The organism is Halalkalibacter hemicellulosilyticusJCM 9152, assembly GCF_000513115.1.
Classification (GTDB): domain Bacteria; phylum Bacillota; class Bacilli; order Bacillales; family Bacillaceae_D; genus Halalkalibacter; species Halalkalibacter hemicellulosilyticus.
In genome coordinates this window covers 17,945-41,770 of record NZ_BAUU01000021.1, presented here as the reverse complement: position 1 = coordinate 41,770, position 23,826 = coordinate 17,945, and the positions used below count along the sequence as shown (strand labels likewise).

At 40.0% G+C, this 23,826-nt stretch carries 20 protein-coding genes and 1 pseudogene; all 21 read right to left on the bottom strand.

The features are described from left to right. Position 1: 1 nt before the first annotated feature. Positions 2-1,177: an ATP phosphoribosyltransferase regulatory subunit gene (locus JCM9152_RS13860; protein WP_035345462.1), complete on the bottom strand. Its 1,176-nt coding sequence runs from the start codon at positions 1,175-1,177 to the stop codon at positions 2-4. 429 nt (positions 1,178-1,606) lie between these two features. Next, entirely contained in the window at positions 1,607-2,125 is a 519-nt protein-coding gene (locus JCM9152_RS13855) for an acyltransferase (protein WP_035345459.1), read from the bottom strand. Continuing rightward, on the bottom strand, positions 2,122-2,772 hold the full coding sequence (gene ppaX, locus JCM9152_RS13850; RefSeq protein ID WP_035345456.1) for a pyrophosphatase PpaX: 651 nt from the start codon (positions 2,770-2,772) through the stop codon (positions 2,122-2,124). Before ppaX ends, JCM9152_RS13855 begins: the two co-directional genes overlap by 4 nt. A 28-nt stretch (positions 2,773-2,800) precedes the next feature. After that, entirely contained in the window at positions 2,801-3,655 is an 855-nt protein-coding gene (gene lgt / locus JCM9152_RS13845) for a prolipoprotein diacylglyceryl transferase (RefSeq protein ID WP_035345453.1), read from the bottom strand. A 14-nt stretch (positions 3,656-3,669) separates the two neighbouring features. Then, a complete protein-coding gene (gene hprK / locus JCM9152_RS13840; protein ID WP_035345449.1) occupies positions 3,670-4,608 on the bottom strand; it encodes an HPr(Ser) kinase/phosphatase in 939 nt (312 codons plus the stop codon). Between the two features lie 168 nt (positions 4,609-4,776). After that, positions 4,777-5,127 (bottom strand): phage holin family protein, encoded by a 351-nt coding sequence (locus JCM9152_RS13835; protein WP_035345446.1) that lies wholly within the window; start codon positions 5,125-5,127, stop codon positions 4,777-4,779. A gap of 1 nt (position 5,128) precedes the next feature. Continuing rightward, positions 5,129-5,326, bottom strand: a complete 198-nt coding sequence (locus JCM9152_RS13830; protein ID WP_035345444.1) for a PspC domain-containing protein — start codon at positions 5,324-5,326, stop codon at positions 5,129-5,131. Positions 5,327-5,337: 11 nt separating this feature from the next. Beyond that, positions 5,338-6,441 (bottom strand): DUF4097 family beta strand repeat-containing protein, encoded by a 1,104-nt coding sequence (locus tag JCM9152_RS13825; RefSeq protein WP_035345443.1) that lies wholly within the window; start codon positions 6,439-6,441, stop codon positions 5,338-5,340. 311 nt (positions 6,442-6,752) lie between these two features. After that, positions 6,753-9,613: pseudogene (gene uvrA / locus JCM9152_RS13820) on the bottom strand (excinuclease ABC subunit UvrA). 6 nt (positions 9,614-9,619) lie between these two features. Continuing rightward, entirely contained in the window at positions 9,620-11,596 is a 1,977-nt protein-coding gene (gene uvrB / locus JCM9152_RS13815; protein WP_035345440.1) for an excinuclease ABC subunit UvrB, read from the bottom strand. Positions 11,597-11,910: 314 nt separating this feature from the next. Beyond that, positions 11,911-12,129: a DUF2198 family protein gene (locus JCM9152_RS13810; protein ID WP_035345438.1), complete on the bottom strand. Its 219-nt coding sequence runs from the start codon at positions 12,127-12,129 to the stop codon at positions 11,911-11,913. Between the two features lie 123 nt (positions 12,130-12,252). Beyond that, complete coding sequence (locus JCM9152_RS13805; protein ID WP_052015964.1) at positions 12,253-13,053, bottom strand: glycerophosphodiester phosphodiesterase; 801 nt, start codon at positions 13,051-13,053, stop codon at positions 12,253-12,255. Between the two features lie 599 nt (positions 13,054-13,652). Next, positions 13,653-14,837 carry a PDZ domain-containing protein gene (locus JCM9152_RS13800; RefSeq protein WP_035345428.1) on the bottom strand — a complete coding sequence of 395 codons (1,185 nt, stop codon included), beginning with the start codon at positions 14,835-14,837 and terminating at the stop codon, positions 13,653-13,655. A gap of 432 nt (positions 14,838-15,269) precedes the next feature. Continuing rightward, positions 15,270-16,718, bottom strand: coding sequence for a S41 family peptidase (locus JCM9152_RS13795; protein ID WP_035345426.1), 1,449 nt, complete (start codon positions 16,716-16,718; stop codon positions 15,270-15,272). Between the two features lie 477 nt (positions 16,719-17,195). Next, positions 17,196-17,861: a M23 family metallopeptidase gene (locus JCM9152_RS24135; protein ID WP_218186898.1), complete on the bottom strand. Its 666-nt coding sequence runs from the start codon at positions 17,859-17,861 to the stop codon at positions 17,196-17,198. Positions 17,862-17,890: 29 nt separating this feature from the next. Beyond that, the gene (locus tag JCM9152_RS24130; protein ID WP_218186897.1) at positions 17,891-18,511 is read right to left on the bottom strand and encodes a coiled-coil domain-containing protein; all 621 of its coding nucleotides are present in this window, start codon (positions 18,509-18,511) and stop codon (positions 17,891-17,893) included. A gap of 17 nt (positions 18,512-18,528) precedes the next feature. Further along, entirely contained in the window at positions 18,529-19,422 is an 894-nt protein-coding gene (ftsX, locus tag JCM9152_RS13785) for a permease-like cell division protein FtsX (protein ID WP_035345422.1), read from the bottom strand. Then, entirely contained in the window at positions 19,412-20,098 is a 687-nt protein-coding gene (gene ftsE, locus JCM9152_RS13780; RefSeq protein WP_035345567.1) for a cell division ATP-binding protein FtsE, read from the bottom strand. Before ftsE ends, ftsX begins: the two co-directional genes overlap by 11 nt. 398 nt (positions 20,099-20,496) lie before the next feature. After that, entirely contained in the window at positions 20,497-20,856 is a 360-nt protein-coding gene (locus JCM9152_RS13775) for a c-type cytochrome (protein ID WP_035345419.1), read from the bottom strand. A gap of 131 nt (positions 20,857-20,987) precedes the next feature. Further along, positions 20,988-21,854, bottom strand: coding sequence for a YitT family protein (locus JCM9152_RS13770; RefSeq protein WP_035345416.1), 867 nt, complete (start codon positions 21,852-21,854; stop codon positions 20,988-20,990). A 782-nt stretch (positions 21,855-22,636) separates the two neighbouring features. Beyond that, positions 22,637-23,750, bottom strand: a protein-coding gene (gene prfB / locus JCM9152_RS13765; RefSeq protein ID WP_148296512.1) for a peptide chain release factor 2 whose coding sequence is annotated in 2 segments (ribosomal slippage) — positions 22,637-23,677 and positions 23,679-23,750 — 1,113 coding nt in all. Because the reading frame shifts where the segments join, the coding sequence is not laid out codon by codon here. Between the last annotated feature and the right edge of the window lie 76 nt (positions 23,751-23,826).

The window sequence follows — 23,826 nt, the reverse complement described above, 5'->3', positions numbered from 1 at the left end:
TCTACACCTCTCCCTTCTTTGCACCGATATAGTAAAGCACCTCTTCATATTGCCCAGACATCGCGTCTACATCTGCCACTCCAGCAATATCTTGCAGAACAACGGCTTTGCCTGCTTCTCTTAAAGACGCTGCATTCTCAAACGCTTCTTTTCGACGCTCTTTACTAAATAAAATGCACGTTTGTTCGATTGCTTTCGTTTCCCCTAATGCTTCAATTAACAAATCGAGACGTACGCCAAAGCCAGTTGCTTGACCAGGACGGTCAAATTTGGCTAATAATTCATCGTAACGGCCTCCACTACATAATGGCACTCCTAAGTTTCCACCATAGCCCTCAAACACAACACCTGTATAATAGCTCATATGCAACACAAGATTAAAATCAAATTTCACATAATCTGCGTAACCATAGCTCTCCAATACATCCAGTAGTTCAGACAGCTCTTCAATCGCTTTTAATCCTTGTTGACTTGAAACAAGCTTTCTCGCTTCATCTAATGTTCCTTCATTTCCACGTAGCTTCAACAGACCTAATAATCTTCCTTGATCAATCGATGAAAGCGGTAAGCTTTTCACATGCTCACGGTAACCAACATAATTTTTTTCATATAGGAAGCGACGCAATGAATCGGCACGCTGTTCACTGCCAACGATCTCTAATAAAAACGCATTTACGAATCCTACATGCCCTAATGCGACTTTAAAATGAGAAAGACCTGCACGTTTTAAAGCTGCGATCATAAGTGATATCACTTCACCGTCCGCACTTACCGTTCCATCTCCAATCAACTCAATCCCCACTTGATCAAATTCAGCTGGCTTTCCACCCTCATTTTGCTGTGCACGAAAAACTGTTGATCCATACGCTAAACGAAGCGGATAGGCTTCTCCTTTCAAGCTCGAAGCAACAAGTCGGGCAATCGGAGCCGTCATATCTGGGCGAAGAACGAGTGTATGGCCTTGCTGGTCAAGTAATTTAAATAATTGCTGATCCAAAATGGCGGACTCTGAACCAACCGTCTCATAATACTCTAACGTTGGTGTTTCAATCATTTGATAACCCCAGCTCGTCATTTCGTGTTCAAGCTGTTCACGTACGTTTTTCTTTGTCGCATACATGTGCGGTAGTGTATCTCGCATTCCTATTGGCTTTTCAAACATAAACAACTTAGACATGATTCTAGCCACCCCTTGCAGATTCATTTTATATTCGCTTAATACTTTAGTTCGCTAATGTGCTAACAAGTTAAAGATATTAGTAAGTGTACACCGTCCTACCATTAGCGTCAATAACCAAAGACGAAATAATCTAAAAAATATCGTGCGTGCAGAGGCACTTAAACTTTTTTAAAAGTAAAACGTGGAACGAGCGGAGCTGACGCCTCCACCAATCCATTTTCAGCCTCCTTTGTAGAACCTCATTCCTCTATTTGACCATTTGCAATTCGTTTTTCTTTTCTTTTGTGTATGAACGGAAATAACGTTCCACTTCTTTCATCTAGAGCACGCTTTAAGCAATGAGGTTCCGCGCTTCTTTGTATGAAAATCCTCATAACGACAAAAACACTGAGGTTAGTGTTTTTACACTTTCCTCAGCGTATACATTTAATAAGTGTTTTCTCTTTGATGAGCAGACTCGTTCAATTCTCGTATCACTCTCATAGGATTGCCCCCAACAAACGTGTGAGCTGGTACATCTTTATGAACGAGCGTTCCTGCTGAAATGATCGCTCCATCGCCAATCGTCACCCCAGGTAAAATCGTTGTATTTGCACCAACCATCACACGGTCACCGATAATGACATCCCCTAAACGATATTCATCAATTAAATACTCATGAGCAAGAATGGTTGTATTGTAGCCAATGATTGAATTAGCCCCAATACGAATACGCTCTGGAAACATCACATCCATCATGACCATTAACGCAACAGCTGTTTCATCACCAACCTTCATTCGTAAAAATCGGCGATACATCCTATTTTTCAGTCCTAAAATAGGTGTATAACGAGCTATTTGGATCACAATGAAGTTCTTCACTACTTTAAAAAAAGGAACCGTTTTGTACACATGCCAAAGGGAGTTAGCTGTTTTGACAGGGTAGCGTTCAGTTTTCCGGCTCACGTATGATCAGCTCCAACAATTGGCAGTAGATCGGCCATCTCATCAATGATGTAATCAGCTCCAAAGCTCCTTACCTTATCAATTCCTTTTATTGACCAAGCGACAGCAACTGTCGGTATTCCTAAATTTTTTCCTGATAAAATATCGGAATGACTATCGCCAACCATGATCGCCGATTTCTTTTCAGAACCTAATTGCTCTAGTGCTTTTTCAAGTGGTTCAGGGTGTGGCTTTGCATGCTCGACATCATCTAACCCAATCACAATATCAAAGAACTGGTCAAGCTTCATTAGCTGTAACCCCATCATTGCTGTTTTGCGAATTTTCGTTGTGACGATCGCTAGCTTATAGCCTTGCTTATATAGCCTTTCAATCGTCGCATACACCCCAACATACTCCGTAACAAGTTCATCATGCATTCGGTGATTAAACTCGCGATAATGAGTAATCATCTCATCTACTCGGTCTGGATCAACAGAACGAAAGCTATCTGCTAATGGAGGACCTATAAATTCGATTACTTTCTCACGGTTATATTCACCTGGGCGAAAATGTTCAAGTGTTTGTAGAAACGACTCAATAATTAAATCATTCGTATTAATTAACGTTCCATCTAAATCAAAAAGTATCGTATCAATCGTTGGCATACGTAAACTTCCTTTCAATCAGTGCAACTTATTTTTTCTTTTTCTTAGCGCTCTTTTTCTTCTTAGCCTCTGGCAGTGCCGGATCATGATAGCGTGGTGTATTTGGTTTTCTACGACGATAGATCATTAAGCTTACCGCACCAATAACAAGCAGCACCGAAACCACCTGTGCTGTTTTCAAACCACCGACTAGTAAGAAATCTAGACGAATTTCTTCAATAAAGAAACGTCCTACGGAATACCAAATGAGATAAGATAAGAATATTTCCCCTTGGCGCACACTGAAGCGACGAAGCCATAGTAATAAGATTAACCCAAGCAAATTCCAAATCGATTCATAGAGAAAAGTCGGATGGTAATAGGTGCCACCTATGTACATTTGATTAATAATAAATTCAGGTAAAGACAACCCTTCAAGAAATTCTCTTGTAACAGGTCCCCCATAAACCTCTTGGTTCATGAAATTCCCCCACCGTCCAACTGCTTGACCTAAAATGATACTCGGTGCAATGACATCGGCTAACTGCCAAAATGATAAGTTCTTCTTTTTTGTGAAAACATAGCACGTTGCCACAGCACCAATTAAAGCACCATGAATCGCTAGTCCACCTTCCCAAATTTTGATCACATCAATTGGGTTGTCAGCAAAGTGCTCCCATCGAAATACCACATAATATAGCCTAGCAGAAATAATTGCAATGGGAATACCATAAAGTAATAAATCAGCAATCGTATCCTTAGGCATTCCCCTTTTCACAGCTTCTCTAGAGGCTAAGAAATAACCTAGAAAGACTCCAAACCCAATTAAAACTCCATACCAATAAATCGTAAAAGGTCCTAGCTCTAAAAATACCGGATTTAGCGGTTCAATTTGTCCCTCCACTCAACTCACTCCTCTTAATGGAAATCGTCATGATCTCCTTCTTCAATGACATTCGATAATCGTTTTGTAAATTCCTGTGCAGCATCATAACCTAATCGCTTCAAACGAAAGTTCATCGCTGCTACTTCAATAATAACCGCTAAGTTACGACCAGGTCTAACAGGAACCGTTAATTTCGTAATATCTGTATCAATAATTTTCATTTTTTCTTCTTCCAAACCTAATCGATCATACGCCTTCTTCTGATCCCATAGCTCTAAATTAACACAAAGAACAATTCGTTTATAAGGACGAACCGCACCTGCTCCAAACAATGTCATCACATTAATAATACCCAATCCACGAATTTCGAGTAAATGCTGAATCAGCTCTGGAGAACTACCAATGAGCGTTCCTTCTGTATCTTGACGAATCTCGACAGAATCATCGGCGACAAGACGGTGACCACGTCGTACGAGGTCAAGAGCTGTTTCACTCTTACCAACACCACTATTACCCGTAATTAAAACACCAACACCATAAATATCAACTAACACACCATGAATGGCTGTTGTTGGTGCCATCTGACTTTCAAGGTACGTTGTTAAGCTACTACTTAATCTTGTTGTTGATAAAGAGGATCTCAGCAAAGGAAGACCGACCTTTTCCGCTTCATCAATTAATTCTTGTGGCGGCTCCATCCCACGAGTAATAATAATTCCAGGGGTATCATATGTACAGAGCTTGTCCATTCTTTCTTTTTTCACAATTGGATCCATATGCTCAAGAAATGTCAATTCTGTTCGCCCAAGTAATTGTACACGTTTAACAGGATAAAAATTAAAGTATCCCGCAATTTCAATCCCTGGACGTGAAATATCACTTGTTGGAATCTTTCGATGAATCCCTTCTTCACCTGCTAGAATTTCTAAATCAAATTTCTCTACAATATCCTTGATTGTCACCTTTTCCATGATCTATCCCACCCTTTTCGTTCTAACAAGCTGTCAGTAAAATGCAACACATGTGCTTATACACATTCTAGCATGTTCACCCGCACATCGCTATGACCATGAGTTTGTAAAGAGAGACAATAGTAAAAAGCACCACCTGTAAAAAAAGAAAGTGGTGCTTTCATTCAACTATTTCTTCTTCTTTAAAGGTTTGATGACAAAGGTTTGCGCTAATGCAATTAAAATAGCTGCTAAAACCGCTGTGAAAAAGCCGTCAATGACAAAAGAATCACCCATCATCCACGCTGTTAACATTAATGTTAATGCGCTAATAACAAATAAAAAGAGACCTAATGTTAAAATCGTAATCGGAAATGTGAATACAACTAAAATTGGCCGAACAATCATATTGACAATCGACAATAGTAAACTTGCTAAAATGGCCGTTCCAAAGCCAGCTATCTCAAATCCGGAAAATAAGTACGCAATGCCCATTAGGACAAGTGCATTTAATACCAATCCAATGAGCCAACGTAACATATTAAGACACATCCTCTTCATTTGGGATTATAAAGGCCCCGATAATATAAGCAACTAATACAGGAAAACCAATAGATATAAAAAACAAAACAACCATGACAATTCTAATAATCGTTGCATCGATTTTAAAGTAATCGGCAAGCCCACCGCATATACCTGCTAGCTTCCGATCATATTGTGAACGATATAATCGTTTCATTGTTACCCACCTCAGTTTACTTGATCTTTTATGACAATAGAGCCGGTATTCGTTAATGCATTCACTTTTACCCGCGGAGATGACTGTTGGTTACCGATGAACGTTAATTGCTTTTGAGCAAACTCCTTCTTCTCCTCAAGCTTTTCGTGATCATACATTCCAACTGAAAAACCTCCGACATTTGTCTTCAATTTCCCTTCAATTCGTAAGCTTTTTGGAACAACTAAGTGTATACTACCTGTTGCTGCTTTTAAATCTGCATAGCCTGATTCATCTAGTTGACCAATATGATACGTAATCGAGCCATTCACCGACTCAGCATCTAAATCTTGCACTTGACCATCGATTGTAATGGCACCATTTAATGTTTTCACATCAACGAGCTCAGCTTTTGAGTGTGTCAAATCAATCGCGCCATTCACTGTCTCAGCAATTAGCTTTTTCGATTGCACATCAGTTAATTGTAACGAACCGTTCATCGCATTAATGTCAAACGTATCGACTTCTATCTTTTCCCCAATAATTTGACCATTAAACGTATACAACTTCACATGTTCAAATTCCTTTCGAGGTACATAGATGACGGTTTGCACTTTTATTGATTTTGTTTTCGTATGAAAAAGCATACGCTGATCAGATATACGGAAGGAGCATTCATCTAGGAAAATCCGACGTGCTTCTTCTAAATCCTTCGCTCGATAAACCTTCGCTGTACATTCCACTCGGACGTCCTTTTCATCCCACGGTTGAAACGTAATCGAACCATTTTCTAAAGAAACATCAATGGAAGTCGGGGAATGCTCGCGATGCTGGAAAATATGATCGACATCAAACGACGTGCCAAAATTAAAATCGAGATCGACATCTTTAATTTTTTGAATGGCACTATCAATGAAAGAAGTAAATAAGTTCGTCGTTGATGTTCGAGAATGACGAGCACGCTCTCTGTAGGAGTCCCCTTCATCCCAGTTCACTTTAGTCGTCACTTCCGACTTAGCTTCTTGATTTGTCTCGAAAGGCTCTTTGTCTTCAATTGCTTCTAATAGCTTTACTCCTTCTTCAGCAGTAATCTTTCCATCCTCAATCATCTTCAATATCATCTTACGCTCTTCCATTACATAGTCCCTCCTAAAAGAAATTTAATAAGAAAACCGCGATAGCGGCTTTTCTTAATTGCGTTTTGCGGAGCCGTAACAATGGTTTTACGTTTTTTTGAAAGTGGGGTTCTTTCAGAAAAACGTGTAACGTGCGAAGCCAACGTCATCCGTGAGCCCACCTACAACTCCCTCGATTCTTCCCTTTCCTACTTCTGCTAGTGTTATTAAATTCTAATGATTAAGAAAACCGCGATAGCGGCTTTTCTTAGGGTCTATTTACATTTTACCCTAAATCTTCTGCGTGAATGTTATTCTATCTTAAAATCCGCTCACACACTTTCAATGACTCGCTCTTCCATTCTTCTACGATCTCGTTCAAGGATAGGTTTCAAATATTGTCCGGTATAGGAGCCTTTTATTTCTGCTACTTCCTCTGGAGTGCCTTCCGCAACTATTTGCCCACCTTTATCGCCACCTTCCGGACCAAGATCAATAATATGATCAACCGTTTTAATGACATCTAAATTATGTTCAATGACAAGAACGGTATCGCCGTTATTTACAAGTCTTTGCAATACGTTTAATAAGCGGTCAATATCATCAACGTGTAACCCAGTTGTTGGCTCATCCAAAATGTACAACGTTTTACCTGTTGCTCGTTTATGAAGCTGGGAGCAAGCTTCACTCGTTGCGCTTCCCCACCAGATAAAGTCGTTGCTGCCTGTCCAAGCTTTATATATCCTAATCCGACATCAAGCAACGTTTGAATTTTCCGTTTAATTTTCGGAATATTTTCAAAGAAGCTTAAACTCTCTTCGACCGTCATACTTAACACATCAGCAATCGTCTTACCTTTATATGTTATTTCTAACGTTTCACGATTATAACGTTTTCCTTCGCACACCTCACAAGGCACGTATACGTCAGGTAAGAAATGCATTTCGATTTTAATAATACCGTCACCACGACATGCTTCACAGCGCCCGCCTTTTACGTTAAAACTAAAGCGCCCTTTCTTATACCCTCTTACCTTCGCCTCATTCGTCATGGCAAAAACATCACGAATATCATCAAAAACTCCTGTATAGGTTGCTGGATTCGAGCGTGGCGTTCGGCCAATTGGCGATTGGTCAATATCGATCACTTTATCAATTTCGTCCAGTCCCGTGATTTCCTTGTGAGCACCTGGCTTGTCTTTTGCACGATGGAGCTTTTGAGCCAAAGCCTTATGAACAATTCCATTAATGAGAGTACTTTTTCCTGATCCCGAAACCCCCGTGACCGCTGTAAATACACCCAAAGGGAATGTAACAGTTACATTTTTCAAATTGTTTTCACTTGCCTTTTTAACAGTGAAGGAGCGCCCCGCGCTTCGTCTACGCTCATGCGGAACAGGAATAAACCTTTTCCCAGCCAAATATTGACCTGTTAAAGATTGTTCATTCACCATAATTTCTTGCGGTGTTCCTTGTGCCGTTATTTCTCCACCATGGATGCCAGCACCAGGGCCAATGTCAATAATATAATCAGCTGCCAGCATCGTATCTTCATCATGCTCGACAACGATTAACGTATTCCCTAAATTCCTCATATGTTCAAGCGTTTGAATGAGACGGTCATTATCTCGTTGATGTAAACCAATCGACGGTTCATCTAATATGTAAAGAACCCCCATTAATGACGAGCCAATTTGCGTGGCTAGTCGAATTCGTTGAGCTTCCCCACCAGATAGTGTTCCGGCAGCACGGTCTAATGACAAATAATCAAGCCCTACATTTACAAGGAAGCCTAAACGATCGTTAATTTCCTTTAAAATAAGGCGAGCAATCGCATAATCCTTTTCACTTAACTGTAAGCTCTCAAAGAAAACCAACGCATCCTTCACCGATAAAGCGGCTACTTGCCCAAGATGAGAACCACCTATAAAGACAGCACGTGCTTCCTTTTTAAGGCGATATCCTTTACAAGTTGGACATTTCTTCTGTGTCATGTATGTTTCCATTTGCTCGCGAATGTAATCCGAGCTTGTTTCATGATAACGACGACTAATATTATGAATGACACCTTCAAATAAAATATCATTCTCACGTACTTGGCCAAATTCATTTTCATAGCGGAAGAAAATTCGCTCAGCCCCACTACCAAACAACACTTTATCTAACAAATTGGCAGGCAATTGATCAATAGATGTATCCATGTCAATTTGATAATGGGAACAAACCGCTTCAAGTAACTTCGGATAATATTGTGAACTCGTTGGCTCCCAAGCAACGATCGCGCCTTCACGTAGTGTCTTTGAACGATCTGGGATAACGAGATCAACATCGACCTCGAGCTTCGACCCTAAACCATCGCATGTCGGGCACGCTCCAAATGGACTGTTAAACGAGAACATTCGCGGCTCTAATTCTTGTATCGAAAAGCCACATTCAGGACACGCATGGTGCTGACTAAACAACAGCTCTTCGTCACCGATGACGTCGACTAAGACGCGACCATCTGCTAATGCAAGTGCCGTCTCAAGTGAATCAGCGAGCCGGGTCTCAATTCCTTCCTTCATAACAACACGATCAATGACAACTTCAATATGATGCTTTTTATTTTTCTCAAGCGTCACTTCTTCTGCCACTTCATACATTTCCCCATTAATTCGCATCCGGACGAAGCCTTGCTTCTTAATATCTTCAAATACTTTCGCATGCGTTCCTTTACGTCCTGATACGATCGGTGCAAGTATTTGCATTTTGGTTCGTTCAGGAAAATCCTTCAAACGATCGACCATTTGCTGAATCGTTTGAGATGTAATTTCGATTCCATGCTTCGGACAGACAGGTTTCCCAATTCGAGCATAGAGAAGACGCAAATAATCAAAGATCTCCGTTACCGTTCCGACTGTTGAACGTGGGTTACGGCTAGTTGTTTTCTGATCGATCGAAATGGCCGGTGAAAGCCCTTCAATTGCATCAACATCTGGTTTATCCATTTGCCCTAGAAATTGACGTGCATACGCTGATAACGATTCAACATAACGTCTTTGACCTTCAGCATAAATCGTATCAAATGCTAATGACGATTTACCAGATCCAGATAAGCCCGTTAATACAACGAGCTTATCACGTGGAATGGTTACATCAATATTTTTTAAATTGTGTGATCGTGCTCCTTTTACAACGATTTCTTCTAAAGCCACCACACATCACCCCTCTGCTTTTAATTCTAAAATAAGATCACGCAACTCTGCCGCTCGCTCGAAATTCAACTCACGTGCAGCATCCTTCATTTCTTGCTCCATCCGCTCAAGCATAGCATCTTTTTCTTTCTTACTTAGCTTCGCCTTCGGTACACTATAACCATCTTCTGTCGATTCTGCAACAAGTGTCGCTTGGATGACCTCTGGTATTTTCTTTTGAATCGTTTGCGGCGTGATATCGTTTCTCTCATTATGCTCTTCTTGTAATGTTCGACGACGCTTTGTTTCATCAAGGGCAATTTTCATTGATTTAGTGATTTTATCAGCGTACATAATAACATGACCGTTTGAATTTCTCGCTGCACGACCAATCGTCTGAATTAACGAGCGCTCAGAACGTAAAAAGCCTTCTTTATCCGCATCTAAAATAGCCACAAGCGAAACTTCAGGAATATCGAGGCCTTCACGTAAAAGATTAATACCAACTAATACATCAAATGTACCCATACGCAGCTGACGAATAATTTCGATCCTCTCAAGCGTCTTTACTTCAGAATGTAAGTAACGAACCCGAATCCCGATCTCTTTCAAATAATCGGTTAAATCCTCCGACATCTTCTTCGTCAACGTCGTCACAAGTACACGCTCATTTTTCTCAACGCGCTCATGAATCTCACCAATTAAATCATCAATTTGTCCTTCAATTGGACGAACATTAATCGTCGGATCTAATAATCCAGTTGGACGAATAATTTGCTCAACCATATCAGGTGAATGCTCGAGCTCATAAGGACCTGGTGTTGCTGATACATACACAACTTGATGCACTTTTTTTTCAAATTCTTCAAACTGTAATGGCCGGTTATCAAGAGCCGATGGAAGACGAAAGCCATGATTCACCAGCACTTCTTTGCGCGCTCTATCACCGTTATACATCCCACGTACTTGTGGGAGAGTGACATGCGACTCATCCATGATAAGCAGAAAATCATCTGGAAAAAAGTCAATTAATGTATAAGGTGTTGCTCCAGATTCACGTAATGTCAAATGACGAGAATAGTTTTCAATCCCCGAGCAAAATCCCATTTCGCTCATCATTTCAATATCATATCGAGTACGCTGCTCCAACCGCTGTGCTTCTAGTAGATTGCCCTCTTCTCGCAAGTGGGCAAGCTGTTCTTCTAGCTCTATCTCAATATTTTTGATCGCCTTTTTCATCTTTTCCTCACGTGTAACGAAGTGAGATGCTGGGAAAATAGCGACATGGTTCCGTTCCCCTTTTATTTCACCTGTTAAACTATCCACCTCGGTAATTCGATCGATTTCATCACCAAAAAACTCAATACGGATACATTGTTCATCACGAGAAGCCGGGAAAATCTCAACAACATCACCACGAACACGAAACGTTCCGCGCACAAAATTAACATCATTACGATTATATTGAATGTCAACGAGCTTCCGAAGTAAATCATTCCGTTCAATTTCCATCCCTATTCTTAATGAAACGACAAGTTCACGATATTCTTCTGGAGAACCTAAACCGTATATACATGATACACTCGCAATTATAATGACATCATTCCGTTCAAATAAAGCGCTAGTCGCAGAGTGTCTCAGCTTATCAATTTCATCGTTAATGCTCGCATCCTTTTCAATATACGTATCTGAGCTAGGAACATACGCCTCAGGCTGATAATAATCATAATAACTAACAAAATACTCCACCGCATTATTCGGAAAAAATTCTTTAAACTCACTATATAGCTGACCTGCCAACGTTTTATTGTGAGCCATAATTAACGTTGGCTTATTAACAGCTTGAATGACATTGGACATCGTGAATGTTTTCCCAGTCCCTGTCGCTCCTAATAGCGTTTGATGCTTTTCATTTCGTCGGATTCCTTCAACAATCTTCTCAATCGCCTGAGGCTGATCCCCCTCAGGCTTATAAGGCGATACTAGTTCAAATGATTCATTCATCAACAAACTTCCTCCTTCCGAACCTTTTCGTAGCCGTCATTATAGCACGTTCAATCTTTCTAAGAAAAACTCGATAGCACTTTTCACTGATAACCCAACGTATAACATACGAAGCACTAACTTGATTAATCCTACTCAGAAACCCTTATTTTATAAAATAGTCCACTTCAAAAAGTTTCCACACCTCATCATTATAGAACAAACGTTCCTAATATGCAAAAGATATATAGAAGATTAAGCTAACAACTTTCCTTTAAAAATTCTAGACTTAAACAAAAGATAAAAAGAGCATCCTGTCCACACACGGATACTCCTTACATACCTGGCTTACGCTTCAAAACTTTCTTCGCGACTAGTAAACCGACAACAAATGAACCGATTGCTAAGCCTATTAGCCAAAACGGTTGCTCATGCACGCCTAATACAAACGCAATCATAAGAGTTACAATCGTTGCTCCGACTAGGCTAAAGGTTACACGGGTCACAATAACCATCAGCAAAAATGGAACAACTAATACGAACAATACATCCAACTGTTATACCCCTTTTTCTCTATTCAATACATTTATCTCCTATATTATAGAGCTTTCCTAAACAAATCTCTAGAGAAAAGGATGCCTTAGCCACAGAAAGAACACCTAACGGACATTTTGATATCATTTAAAATATTCCATCAACCTTAAATCATCGGTAATAATTCCCGTCACTCCACGATTAAGCCACTTTTTTATATCCTTTCGTTTATTGACGGTGTACATGTGAACGAGCAAGCCTTTCGTTCTAGCATGCTTCACAAAAGATGGAGAGGTATAACGAGCGTTCAGACATAGACCATCGGCATAACTTTCCACATGAGATAACTGATTTTTGCCACGAAATCCACTTTTCGGCCGACTAATAATTTGAATTAGAGGATATGTCACGTCTATATTTCTTAATAAATGGAGGAGATCCTCATCGAACGATTGAACCATCACGACATCCATTAATTGATAATTCTCAATTAACTCATGTAATTTGGCTATCATATACTCTGAACGTTGATTTGCTTTAATTTCTATACAGTAATGGACATGGTCTCCGAAGGCTTGAAAGACATCCTCTAATGTTGGAATTTTCGCCCCTTCATAGCTCACATCAAACCAAGAGCCAGCATCGAGCTTTTTTAATTGGGCTAACGTATAATGACTTACGTCTCCGCTAGCATTTGTCGTACGATCGAGAGTGTCATCATGAATGACGACAAGGTGACCATCCTGACTCATTTGTATATCTAACTCAATATAGTCCGCACCCATATTTATCGCCTGTTCGAACGCTTCAATCGTATTTTCCGGGGCAAGTGCAGAAGCCCCACGATGAGCAAAAAAAGAAACGTGTGAATGAGCATGAACTACTCCACCTAAGCTCATAAAAACGAAAACAACCATCACCATTACACATACGAAACGTTTCACATCCATCGCTCCTTTCAAGATAAGAAAAACTGCATAATAAAGTCACTGAAAATGTTTGGTAATCCTTTTTCAATGGCCTCTGCATAAATTATCTTTTCTTATCTTTCCAAAAAGAAGCATTTAGTATTCTTTAAGAAAAACAGGTAGAGAGCAAGTCACTGAAAACAAGTACATCTTGTACTCACAAGCGGTCTCCTCGTTCCTCTATTTCCTCCATTCTGTCTATCTTCCTCTCTTTTTGGTCTACTCATTCCTCTATTTCACCTTTCCCATTACATTTCGTGCACCTTACCACCCAATAGCGGAACGTCAAGTACCTTTCTAAACCTTCTCACATAAATACGGAGTTAAAGCGGAATTTGGATTCCATATAAGGAAACGCGACAGCGTCTTTTCTTTAAAGCAACGCGCGGAGACGTTACAGCGGTTTTTAGTTTTTCTGGAACGGGGTTCTTTTAGAAAAACTTGTAACGTACGAAGGCGTCGTTCTCCTTTGAGTTTTCCAACATCCTCTATGCTTTTGCTACATTTCTCCTTCGAATTTTATAAATTCTTATCCAATAGAAAAACGACTGCCATTATGACAGTCGTAAAAAATATTATATTGAATTCTGCCACTGATGATCTTGCTTCACAAATAACACACCTATTTGATGATGCTCCCCATCATAAAGAGCTGTTTGTGCAAACCGTACCTCTCCATTCAAATCAACAACTTCCAGCTTACAAAAAGCACTGTTCACTTGCAGACGCTCATAAAAATCATGCTCATTATGGATTAGTTCCCCATTAACCTTTCGAATGGTTTCTCCAATATGAAGCTTCATCTTTTCAGCTGGACTTCCCGGTAAAACTCCGACGATGATACAGCCAGTAGATCTGGAAGAAAAGTAAGGAGGTTGGTCTTCATCACGCTTTTTAAATAAAAAGATCATAACCTCACGTGCAATGATCAAGCCAATCGCTAAAATGAGCGCAATCCATAAAAAGAAATAAGTCCCTATTGAAAGGACCATTGCTCCTAACCCGAGAAGCAACACAACCTGCCCATATTTACGAACCGCCGTTGGTGGGTAGAAACCTCGAACTTGAAGCTGAAAACCGATTAATATCGGAAAAACAATCGGTTGTAAAGAAAGCTCTCCTACTGAAAGAATAGGCCAAAAAGGAAGCGTCGGGATCATCCCTTCTGGTACGAATGCGATAACAGGTAAAATCCATAAACGATTAGCATCATGATAACCAATCCACTTTCCTCGTTTACTCTTTTCTAAACGCGGCGATGTATGAGTAAGTCCATTCGTCCGAATTAAAATCCCTTCTGCCATAAGTGATAATGCTAACAAAATAGCAACAGACGTTATATTAGTCGATTGTATCGCATCAGCAATTGGATGGAACCAATTAAAGGACTCGAAAAAAGGAGCAAAAACATAGATTAGTAGTAATAAGCCAAACACGTACGTTGGTGAAACAAAACGAGTTCGTAACGAAAAAGCTAGGATTAAGTAGAGCGCACTCACGAGTAAGAGCCATTGAATTGAAACCGTCAGCCCTATTAAAATCGTTACAATCGAAACATATACACCCATGACGAGAGCAGGTAGAAATGGGATAAGAAAATCTGCCCTCTTCCCATACACTCGTGTGTGAAACGACTTTCTTTCCGATTTAATTCGTAAATAGGAAAGAAATAACGTCATTCCGATCCCAATGTATAATAATGGATTTGCAAAAAAATAAGCTAAGAAGATTCCAATTGTTTGTAAGATGTCTACTACCATTGCGCATGCTCCTTCAATTTCTTATAAGCGTCTTTATTAGAGGTTGTTCAAAAAGGACGTTTTTCCCCTTTTGAATGACCTCGAAGCAATGAATGTAGTCACTACACCTTAAAAAAACTTGTGGTGAGTGCTTTTCTCGCCACAAGTCGCGTAGCGAAAGGAATCATTGCCATTTTTTCTCGTGCTTTTTGATCAAGCTTTGTTATCCAGTAATGTTCCAAAATTAAATGAAAGAAGGCTTGCTTCAAAACAGCGTGTCACAAACAGTGCCGACGCGAATCGTTGAATCGTCATTCAGCTTTTCATTTTATGTACCCTGATCAATTAAAAATAAGGTAGTAAACAGGGAAGCCCCATCCACTACCTCCTACATTCGACAACGATGAGTCATATTCCTTTTTCTTTTTCAATAACTTTACTCTAATTAGATACTCATTCGTTGATTTGCTCAATAACCACTTCAATGGCTCGATTTAGTTGACGGTCATTTTCTCGTTCACGTACTTCCTCAACGACACGTTCATGCAAAGTCGATGCGGTATCTTCATCTATGATACCTGTTATATCTAGATCATGCTCTTCTTGGAAGGCTCGAACCGCTTCAGTCGTCTCCGTACTAAAATATCCATCCTCACGTCCAGGGTTGTAGCCTAAACCATTTAACATAATTTGTGCACTTCTAATTTGCTCATTTAGCATATCCTCTTCATAAGGGTCTTCACCCACTGAAACTGGAGCTGTGTAGAAATAATCAGGCTGCATAACTTCAATGGTCGGCTCTACACCTACACCATTAATATCATGACCAGCTGATGTCAACCATTTAAACACGGAAAGCTTTAATTGACTACCATCACCTAGCGGAATCGTCTGTTGAACCGTACCTTTCCCGAATGTTGTTTCCCCAACTACATCATATTCACCAGCTTCAATTAACGCAGCAGATAAGATTTCTGATGCGGATGCGGATGCACGATCAGTTACACCGACTATCGGGTATGGTTTAGGGTCATTTAATGGAGACAAGAAACGCATCTTTTCTCCTGATCGACTTTCTGTCTGAACAATTGGCTGCTGATTTGGAATAATTAATTTTCCTATTTCTTCAACTTGGTCTAAGTAACCACCTGGGTTACCTCGCACATCAATGACTAGACCTTCCATCCCTTTTGATTCTAATTCATCTAACGCAGCTTCAAAATGTTCTGCCGTATCAATTGAGAACGATAAAATTTCAATTAGCCCAATCTTCTGCTCATCTTGCTCAATTAGCTCATGACGAACAGTTTCAATAGGAATTTCATCACGTACAACGGGAATTGTGACGAGTTCACTGGCCGTTTCACGTTCAATCGTTAAATGAACGGTTGTGCCTTTTTCTCCACGGATTTGCATAACTGCCTCTTGTAACGATAACCCTTCAGTCGTTTCACCATCTATTTCAATAATTTGATCATTAGGTAGTAAACCCGCACGCTCTGCTGGTGATTCGCGCATAGGAGTCACAATAGTTACCTTCCCATCCGACATCATCACCTCTGCACCAATGCCTTCAAAATGTGAGCCGAGCGATTCGGTAAATTGACTCGCTTCTTCTTGATCCATATAAACCGAATATGGATCACCTAAAGCTTCTAACATCCCATCAATAGCCCCTTGTAACAACTCATTATGATCGACATCATCAACGTAATGTTCTTCGATAATGAGACGAGCTGCTTCGAATTTTTCAAGGAACTCTTCATCCCCAGAAGCAATAGATTCAATTTGTTCTCCGATATCAGGTGTGCTTACGGAGGTTGGGTCCGGTTGTAAGTAAACGGCATATGCACCTAATCCTACAACCACTGCCAAAATCATGATGATTTGTCCTTTTTTCATTTATGACCAACTCCTTAATAGGTTACGGGGCCTTCTATATAGGCTTTTTCCAAACTCTTACATGCTGGATAAGTATTCGAACTTTTTCACATTATGTAACTTTCTCATCCTTTTGAAAGGAAAAGACACTACACAGCTACCATTGTGTACTGCCCGGTATCTTACTGTAACGTATGCTACTACTAGACAAGTTATACGATCTATTGCATCTCCTCTTAATTGTAGACAAACAAAGAAACAAAGTCAAAAAGTAGCGAGGTTGCTTCATACAAATCAAATGAGAGGTAGCTTTATATAAGAAAAACGCGGTACGTCTTTACTTAATTGCCTAGTCGTTACAAATGTAGCCAAAGCCTCTGACGAATTCGCCTACTTCCTCTTATATTATAATTATCTTGTTAAATCGACATTCTGGCACTGAAACAAAAACCACTGAAAATGGGTATGTTTACCTTTCCAGTGGCCTTCATATAACCTTTAGTTAGGAATATATCTCATTGGATCAACAGAGTTCGATTTATTTCCATTCCATCCACCTTCATGTACTTCAAAGTGTAAGTGAGCACCAAAGGATTGACCTGTATTCCCCATAAGGCCTAATTGTTGGCCCTTGCTAACACTTTGTCCTTTAGATACTTCACGATTTTCCATATGAGCATATAACGTTGTCACAAGGTCACCATTAACAACATGGGCAATTAAGACAACATTCCCATAGCTATTTGAGTAATAGGAATCAACAACCGTTCCGTCGGCAACCGCTACAATTGGAACGTCACCCGTTCGGCCATTTTTCCCAATATCGATTCCGTGGTGGAAGTTACCACCATTGAAGCTACGATAGCCATAACCAGATGTAATTCGACCAGTTGCTGGACGCATAAATCCTGAATCAGTAACTTCTGGTGCTGCATGCGTTTGATTTGAACGTGATGGCTGTGAAGAAGGTTGACTCGAGCTCGTTGCTGCAGCTGCTGCTTCTTCCTGACGCTTGCGCTCTTCCTCTTCTTGACGCTTACGTTCCTCATAAGCCTCAAGCTCTTGTTTCAACGCTGCTTCTTGCGCCTTTAAAATCTCTTCCGCATTTTCCAGTTCACCAAGATCCGTATGTAACTCTTCTTCTTTTTGTTGGAGCTGAGTCATCACTTGATCTTTTTCTTCACGCTGCTCTTCTAATCTACCATTAGATTCTCTAATTCTTCTAAATGAGATTCTAAAGTCATTAATTGTTCTTCTACTTCCGTCTTAGCTTCTTCAAGCTGTTCATGGTCAGCAATATGTGCATCTAAAATATTGCGATCTTGTTGAGCAATCATTGATAATGCATTGACTCGACTTAAGAAATCACTAAACGATTGTGAACCTAGTACCACTTCCAAATAATTAACCGACCCACCTGATTGATACATCGTTCGAGCTCGGTCGCGAAGTAATTCGTCTCTTTCCGCAATACGCTCTTCGAGAATTTCAATCTCTTCTTGCAGACGTTCGATTTCCTCTTGAACATCCTCAATCTCCGCTCGTTTTTCACGAATCTTTTGATTCGTATCAGCTGTTTCATGATCAATACGTTCGATTTCACTATTTAGCTCTTGCATTTCTTCTTCTAGCTGCTGTAATTCTTCTTCTGTTTTTTCAGCTTCCTCTGCCGTCTCTTGACGTTCTTTTTCCACTTCTGAAATTTGCTCACGTAATTCACTATTTGCCAAAGCTTGCTCCGAAATGAAATTAAAGCTTAGCGAACTTGCTGCGATCAAGATCGCTAAAGCAATAAATAATAATTTCCTCCTCATCCAATTGTTCCTCCTAGTTATACTTTTAAGAATTTTCGTACGGACACCATACTTCCCCAAATTCCAATAAACGCTCCTATTAATAGGAGTAACAATCCGATTTGCCATGTAATAGGAAAAACCGGTAACAATGAAAATAACAGATCAGCTTGTCCATCAAAGAGCTCTGTTAAATAATAGTAACCTACACCAATAATCACAATCGGAATAATGGCTCCGATCCCACCAAGTAGAACACCTTCAATGAAGAACGGCCAACGAATAAAAGCATTTGTTGCCCCTACTAGTTTCATAATTTGAATTTCCCGCTTACGAGCCACGATCGTTAATTTAATCGTATTTGCAATTAAAAACATCGCTGTAAACATCATTCCAAGAACGAGCACTAATCCAACTGTACGAACCATGTTTGTGATTGCAAATAAGCGTTCAACTGTTTCTCTACCAAAATCTACTTTTTCTACATGCCTAAGATCTTCGATTTGATTCGCTACTTGTTCGGTCAAATGAGGGTCAATAGCCCGTACGACGAATACATCATTCAGTGGGTTTTCTTCACCACGCATTGATTCAAAGATTTCGCCATACTCATCAAGGCTTGTAATAAATTGCTCTAACCCCTCTTCACGATCAACATAAATAATGTTTTCTACATTTTGAATGGTTTCAAGTTCAGATAATAGCTCGTCCTGCTGCTCTTCAGATGCGGTAAGGTCAATAAACACCATAATTTCCACATCGTCTTCTACACCTTGAACAATGTTGCTCACATTCATTATAAGTAATAGAAATACACCAACAATAAAGAGCATAATCGCAACGGCACTAATAGACGCGAACGTCATCCAACCATTACGGATAAGATTTTTTGAGCCTTCTCGTAAGTGACGTCCGACGGTTCTAGCTTTCATAACCGTAGCTCCCCCTTACTTCATCCCGGACAACTCGTCCACTTTCAATCGCGATCACTCGCTTCTTAATTGTATTGACAATATCTTTGTTGTGTGTCGCCATAATAACCGTTGTCCCCCGGTGATTAATCTCATCTAAGATGTCCATAATTCCCCAAGCTGTATCAGGGTCTAAATTTCCAGTAGGCTCGTCCGCTATTAATACTTCTGGATTGTTGACAATCGCTCTTGCAATCGCTACGCGTTGTTGCTCCCCACCGGAAAGTTCGCTTGGTAGAGACCTAGCCTTATTTTTCAAAAGAACCACATCAAGCACATCCATGACGCGCCTCTTAATAACGGATGGGCTTTCTTCGATGACTTCGAGTGCAAACGCAACATTTTCAAATACAGTTAATGATGGTAGCAGTTTGAAATCTTGAAAGACGACACCGATTTTACGTCTTATATATGGTATGTGCTTATGTTTAAGCTTTGTTATGTTAACACCATCTATTAGAATATCTCCTTTAGACGGTGACTCTTCACGGTACATCATTTTTATAAAAGTTGATTTCCCAGCGCCACTTGGACCAACTACATATACAAATTCGCCTTTTTCGATATGTAAGTTTATTCCATTAATAGCTCTAACATTGTTTGGATAAGACTTCCAGACGTCTGTCATTTCGATCACTTTATCACTTCCTTGCTTCTCCAATTGCTTACTCATGTTGTTAGTCTGGTTTGCCTTAGTAATTTCATTTCTTCTCAAACCGATTGAAAAACACCTATCCACTTCAAATTAAAAAGGTGTTGAAAGATTATAGACCGACACTTTTTATGTCGGATGCTGAAATTATTATACCATCATTCGTTTAAAATAGTGTCTAAATTTATGTTACATTTTCATTTCAGATTGTTTTTCTTCTAATATTTTCAAATCACTTACATGTACATTAGCGAAAAATGATGTATAGCCCAATGATTATGGTCATATGATCCTTTCATTAAATCGTCACTATTTATATTATCGACAAAAAAATAAGTATTTTTGACAAAAATTTATCAAAAATACTTATTACTTCTTCTTTTTTATTGAGCTAGTATCCATTTCGCTAAATTTTCTGCTTCATCCGGCTCTAAATCTTGTGGAGGCATAAGCCCTTGACCTTGCTCTAATACATGAACAATCTCCTCAACGGAAAGGCCAGAATCGATTAGTCCAGGGCCAGACCCTCCACCTTGAAGGTTTTGCCCATGGCAGCCGATACAGCTTCGATTATAAATATCCTCTGCCGCTGTGGCATCAAAATCCCCCGTTGCCGCTTCATCAGCGGCAGGTGCCTCATCCACAGGAGTGTCGTCTTCTACAGGTACATCATCACCACCAGCTCCACATGCAGTCATAGCCGCTATCGCAACAAAGCCGATCATCATTAAAAACTTTTTCATGTTATCACTCCTTTCGTCACTTTATAGTATAGCCTAATTTTCAATTTTTTTATTAATCGTCACATTTATTTCACGATCTTTCGAGTAGGTTCATTCAATTTTCTGTCAAATTCTAGCTCGCGCATTCCTTCTTAGTGTTTAAAGCCTTCACCTAATACTTCTGTTGCATTTGAAACGATCACAAAAGCTTTTGGGTCAACCTGTTGTACGACATTTTTTAATTTCGTCACTTCATTTTGATGAACAACACACATAAGGACATCTCGCTCTTGAGCAGTATATCCGCCGTACCCATTAAGCCTCGTAACACCACGATCAACATCTGACAAGATGCTTTGTCTTACCGCCTCATGTTGATCGGAAATAATGTAAGCAACCTTCGCATAGCCAACACCCATTTGCACAACGTCAATTGTTTTTCCTGTTACGTATAAGCTAATTAAGGCATAAAGAGCTAATTCAATATCAAACACAACCGCTGACATTAACACAACAAGCCCATCCATAAAAAACACAGCGACACCTAATGACAGCCCTGAAAACTTGTGAATGATTTGTGCAACTAAATCGGTCCCTCCCGTACTTGCGCTTGCGCGAAAAACGAACCCTAATCCAATACCTACGCCAATTCCGCCAAATAAAGCACCGAGCAGAGCATCCTCAAGCCCTACCGACCAATCTCTCGTCAAGAAAACGACTAATGGTAAGAATGCTGTTCCAACAAACGTTTTTATGCCATACTTTAATCCACCTAACAACAAAATTCCTAAAATAAATAACGGAAGGTTAAACGCCCATTGCGTAAAAGCCGGCTCAAAACCAAATGCATAGGCAAAAATCGTACTTAAGCCACTTACGCCTCCAGAAGCAATCCGATTAGGCAGCAAAAATAGGTTAAACGCAATAGCCACAACAGCTGCCCCTATTAAAATATATGAATAATCGATCAAGCCTTGATGCAGCCTACTACGTGGCCCTCTTCTTCTTCCCTTCTTCATTCGTCTCTCTCCTTCTATATAAATCCTAGCGTAGTATAGCACCGTAATCACGCTTTGTAAACGCGAATACGGTGCCACGTTAAAGGGATCCATATTTTTGAGATTATGAATAAGAAAACCGTGGTAAAAGGCACTGAAAAAGTTGTATTTTTTCAATGCCCTCAGCAATAGTGCCTTTTCTTTAAAGCGTTGCGTGGAGTCATGACAATGAGGGCAACGGTTCAATCTACACCTTCCTTCCTCTGCTCACTGCAGAGAAAAGAAGGAGTGTACACAAACAAGAGGAATCCTCATTCTGCTAAATCAGGGGAAAACGGCTTCCTGAGGAGAAAGTGAAATCCTCATTCCACTATTTGAGCTTTTCAAGGACAAAAGAAGGAATAAAACCCGAGATAGAGGAATGAGAAGACCGTAACAACAGTAACAAGGAAAGACAGAGTGAATAAAGGAACGAGGAACACATGTCGCATAAGATCAACTACCTCGTCACCGTACTCTATCCATTCATCTTTCGGAGCGTGAAAGAGCGCATGCCAATAAGGAATTCTCCTGCCCTAATCGTAGCGTAAGGTAAAAAAGAAATCCCTATTCCTTTATTCCAACAAAAAAAGAAAAAAAATGATAAATGAAGCATACTTGTCGAAATAGAGAAATGAGGAAACGCATACAGCACATGACCTATCTATGACCGCTTCCCCCTCTATACCTCCGCTGACCATCGGAAAGATTCTGATTGTACGAAAAAAACCCGAATGCATCGGGTTTTTCTAAACTTCTATCATTTATGACGTTTTATGACCTAGCGATAAACGGAGATAGGCGTCAATAAAGCCATCAATCTCGCCGTCCATCACTCCATTTGTATTTCCGATTTCATGATTTGTGCGGTGATCCTTGACCATACTATATGGATGGAACACATAAGAACGAATTTGACTCCCCCATCCAATCTCCTTCTGTTCTCCACGAATCTCAGCCAATTCACGTTCCTGCTCTTCAATCTTCAACTGATAAAGTTTCGCCTTCATCATCTTCATCGCTTGCTCACGGTTTTTAATTTGTGATCGTTCACTTTGACATGTCACAACAGTGTTCGTCGGCACATGTGTAATACGAACTGCTGAATCCGTTGTATTAATATGCTGACCACCTGCACCACTTGCCCGGTACGTGTCAATCTTCAACTCTTCCGTTGATAATTCAATATCAATATTGTCATCTAGCTCTGGCATAATCTCACATGAAACAAATGACGTATGACGTCGACCTGACGAATCAAATGGAGAAATACGTACGAGACGATGGACACCTTTTTCAGCTTTTAAATAACCATATGCATTATGACCTTTAATTAACAATGTAACGCTTTTGACTCCAGCTTCATCACCAGGTAAGTAATCTAGCGTTTCAACTTTAAAGCCCTTCTTCTCTGCCCAGCGCGTATACATACGTAATAGCATCGATGCCCAGTCTTGAGACTCTGTCCCACCAGCCCCTGGATGAAGCTCTAAGATTGCATTGTTTTTATCATATGGTTCGCTTAATAATAGCTGTAATTCAAAGTCACTCACTGCTTGCAGCAAAGCTACAACACCTTGCTCAAGCTCGCTTTGCAAATCAGCATCAGCCTCTTCTTTCACAAGCTCATAGGAAACCTCTAAATCCTCAAACTGTCCTTCAAGTTCTAAAAAAGTATTAACCTGTTCTTTTAAGCCATTACTCTCATTAATGACAACTTGAGCAGCATCCTGATCATCCCAAAAACTCGGATCAGCCATCTTATCCTCTAATTCAGCGATTCGCTCTTGCTTATTTCCGAGGTCAAAGAGACCCCCTAAATTCAGTAAGACGTTTCGCAATTACCGTTAATTCCTGTTTCACTTCAACTAAATCCATGGCACATTCACCTGCAATTATAGTCCAATACCTCATCATGAAGTACCGGACTACCCTTCCTATAATAATTAAGAGG

What these genes read in the sequence shown, in the direction of transcription:
- JCM9152_RS13860 (WP_035345462.1), bottom strand. Translation starts at nt 1,177, where the DNA reads ATGTCTAAGTTGTTTATGTTTGAAAAGCCAATAGGAATGCGAGATACA.
- ppaX (WP_035345456.1), bottom strand. Translation starts at nt 2,772, where the DNA reads ATGCCAACGATTGATACGATACTTTTTGATTTAGATGGAACGTTAATT.
- hprK (WP_035345449.1), bottom strand. Translation starts at nt 4,608, where the DNA reads ATGGAAAAGGTGACAATCAAGGATATTGTAGAGAAATTTGATTTAGAA.
- JCM9152_RS13835 (WP_035345446.1), bottom strand. Translation starts at nt 5,127, where the DNA reads ATGTTACGTTGGCTCATTGGATTGGTATTAAATGCACTTGTCCTAATG.
- JCM9152_RS13830 (WP_035345444.1), bottom strand. Translation starts at nt 5,326, where the DNA reads ATGAAACGATTATATCGTTCACAATATGATCGGAAGCTAGCAGGTATA.
- JCM9152_RS13825 (WP_035345443.1), bottom strand. Translation starts at nt 6,441, where the DNA reads ATGGAAGAGCGTAAGATGATATTGAAGATGATTGAGGATGGAAAGATT.
- uvrB (WP_035345440.1), bottom strand. Translation starts at nt 11,596, where the DNA reads ATGAATGAATCATTTGAACTAGTATCGCCTTATAAGCCTGAGGGGGAT.
- JCM9152_RS13800 (WP_035345428.1), bottom strand. Translation starts at nt 14,837, where the DNA reads ATGGTAGTAGACATCTTACAAACAATTGGAATCTTCTTAGCTTATTTT.
- JCM9152_RS13795 (WP_035345426.1), bottom strand. Translation starts at nt 16,718, where the DNA reads ATGAAAAAAGGACAAATCATCATGATTTTGGCAGTGGTTGTAGGATTA.
- JCM9152_RS24135 (WP_218186898.1), bottom strand. Translation starts at nt 17,861, where the DNA reads ATGACTCAGCTCCAACAAAAAGAAGAAGAGTTACATACGGATCTTGGT.
- JCM9152_RS24130 (WP_218186897.1), bottom strand. Translation starts at nt 18,511, where the DNA reads ATGAGGAGGAAATTATTATTTATTGCTTTAGCGATCTTGATCGCAGCA.
- ftsX (WP_035345422.1), bottom strand. Translation starts at nt 19,422, where the DNA reads ATGAAAGCTAGAACCGTCGGACGTCACTTACGAGAAGGCTCAAAAAAT.
- JCM9152_RS13775 (WP_035345419.1), bottom strand. Translation starts at nt 20,856, where the DNA reads ATGAAAAAGTTTTTAATGATGATCGGCTTTGTTGCGATAGCGGCTATG.
- JCM9152_RS13770 (WP_035345416.1), bottom strand. Translation starts at nt 21,854, where the DNA reads ATGAAGAAGGGAAGAAGAAGAGGGCCACGTAGTAGGCTGCATCAAGGC.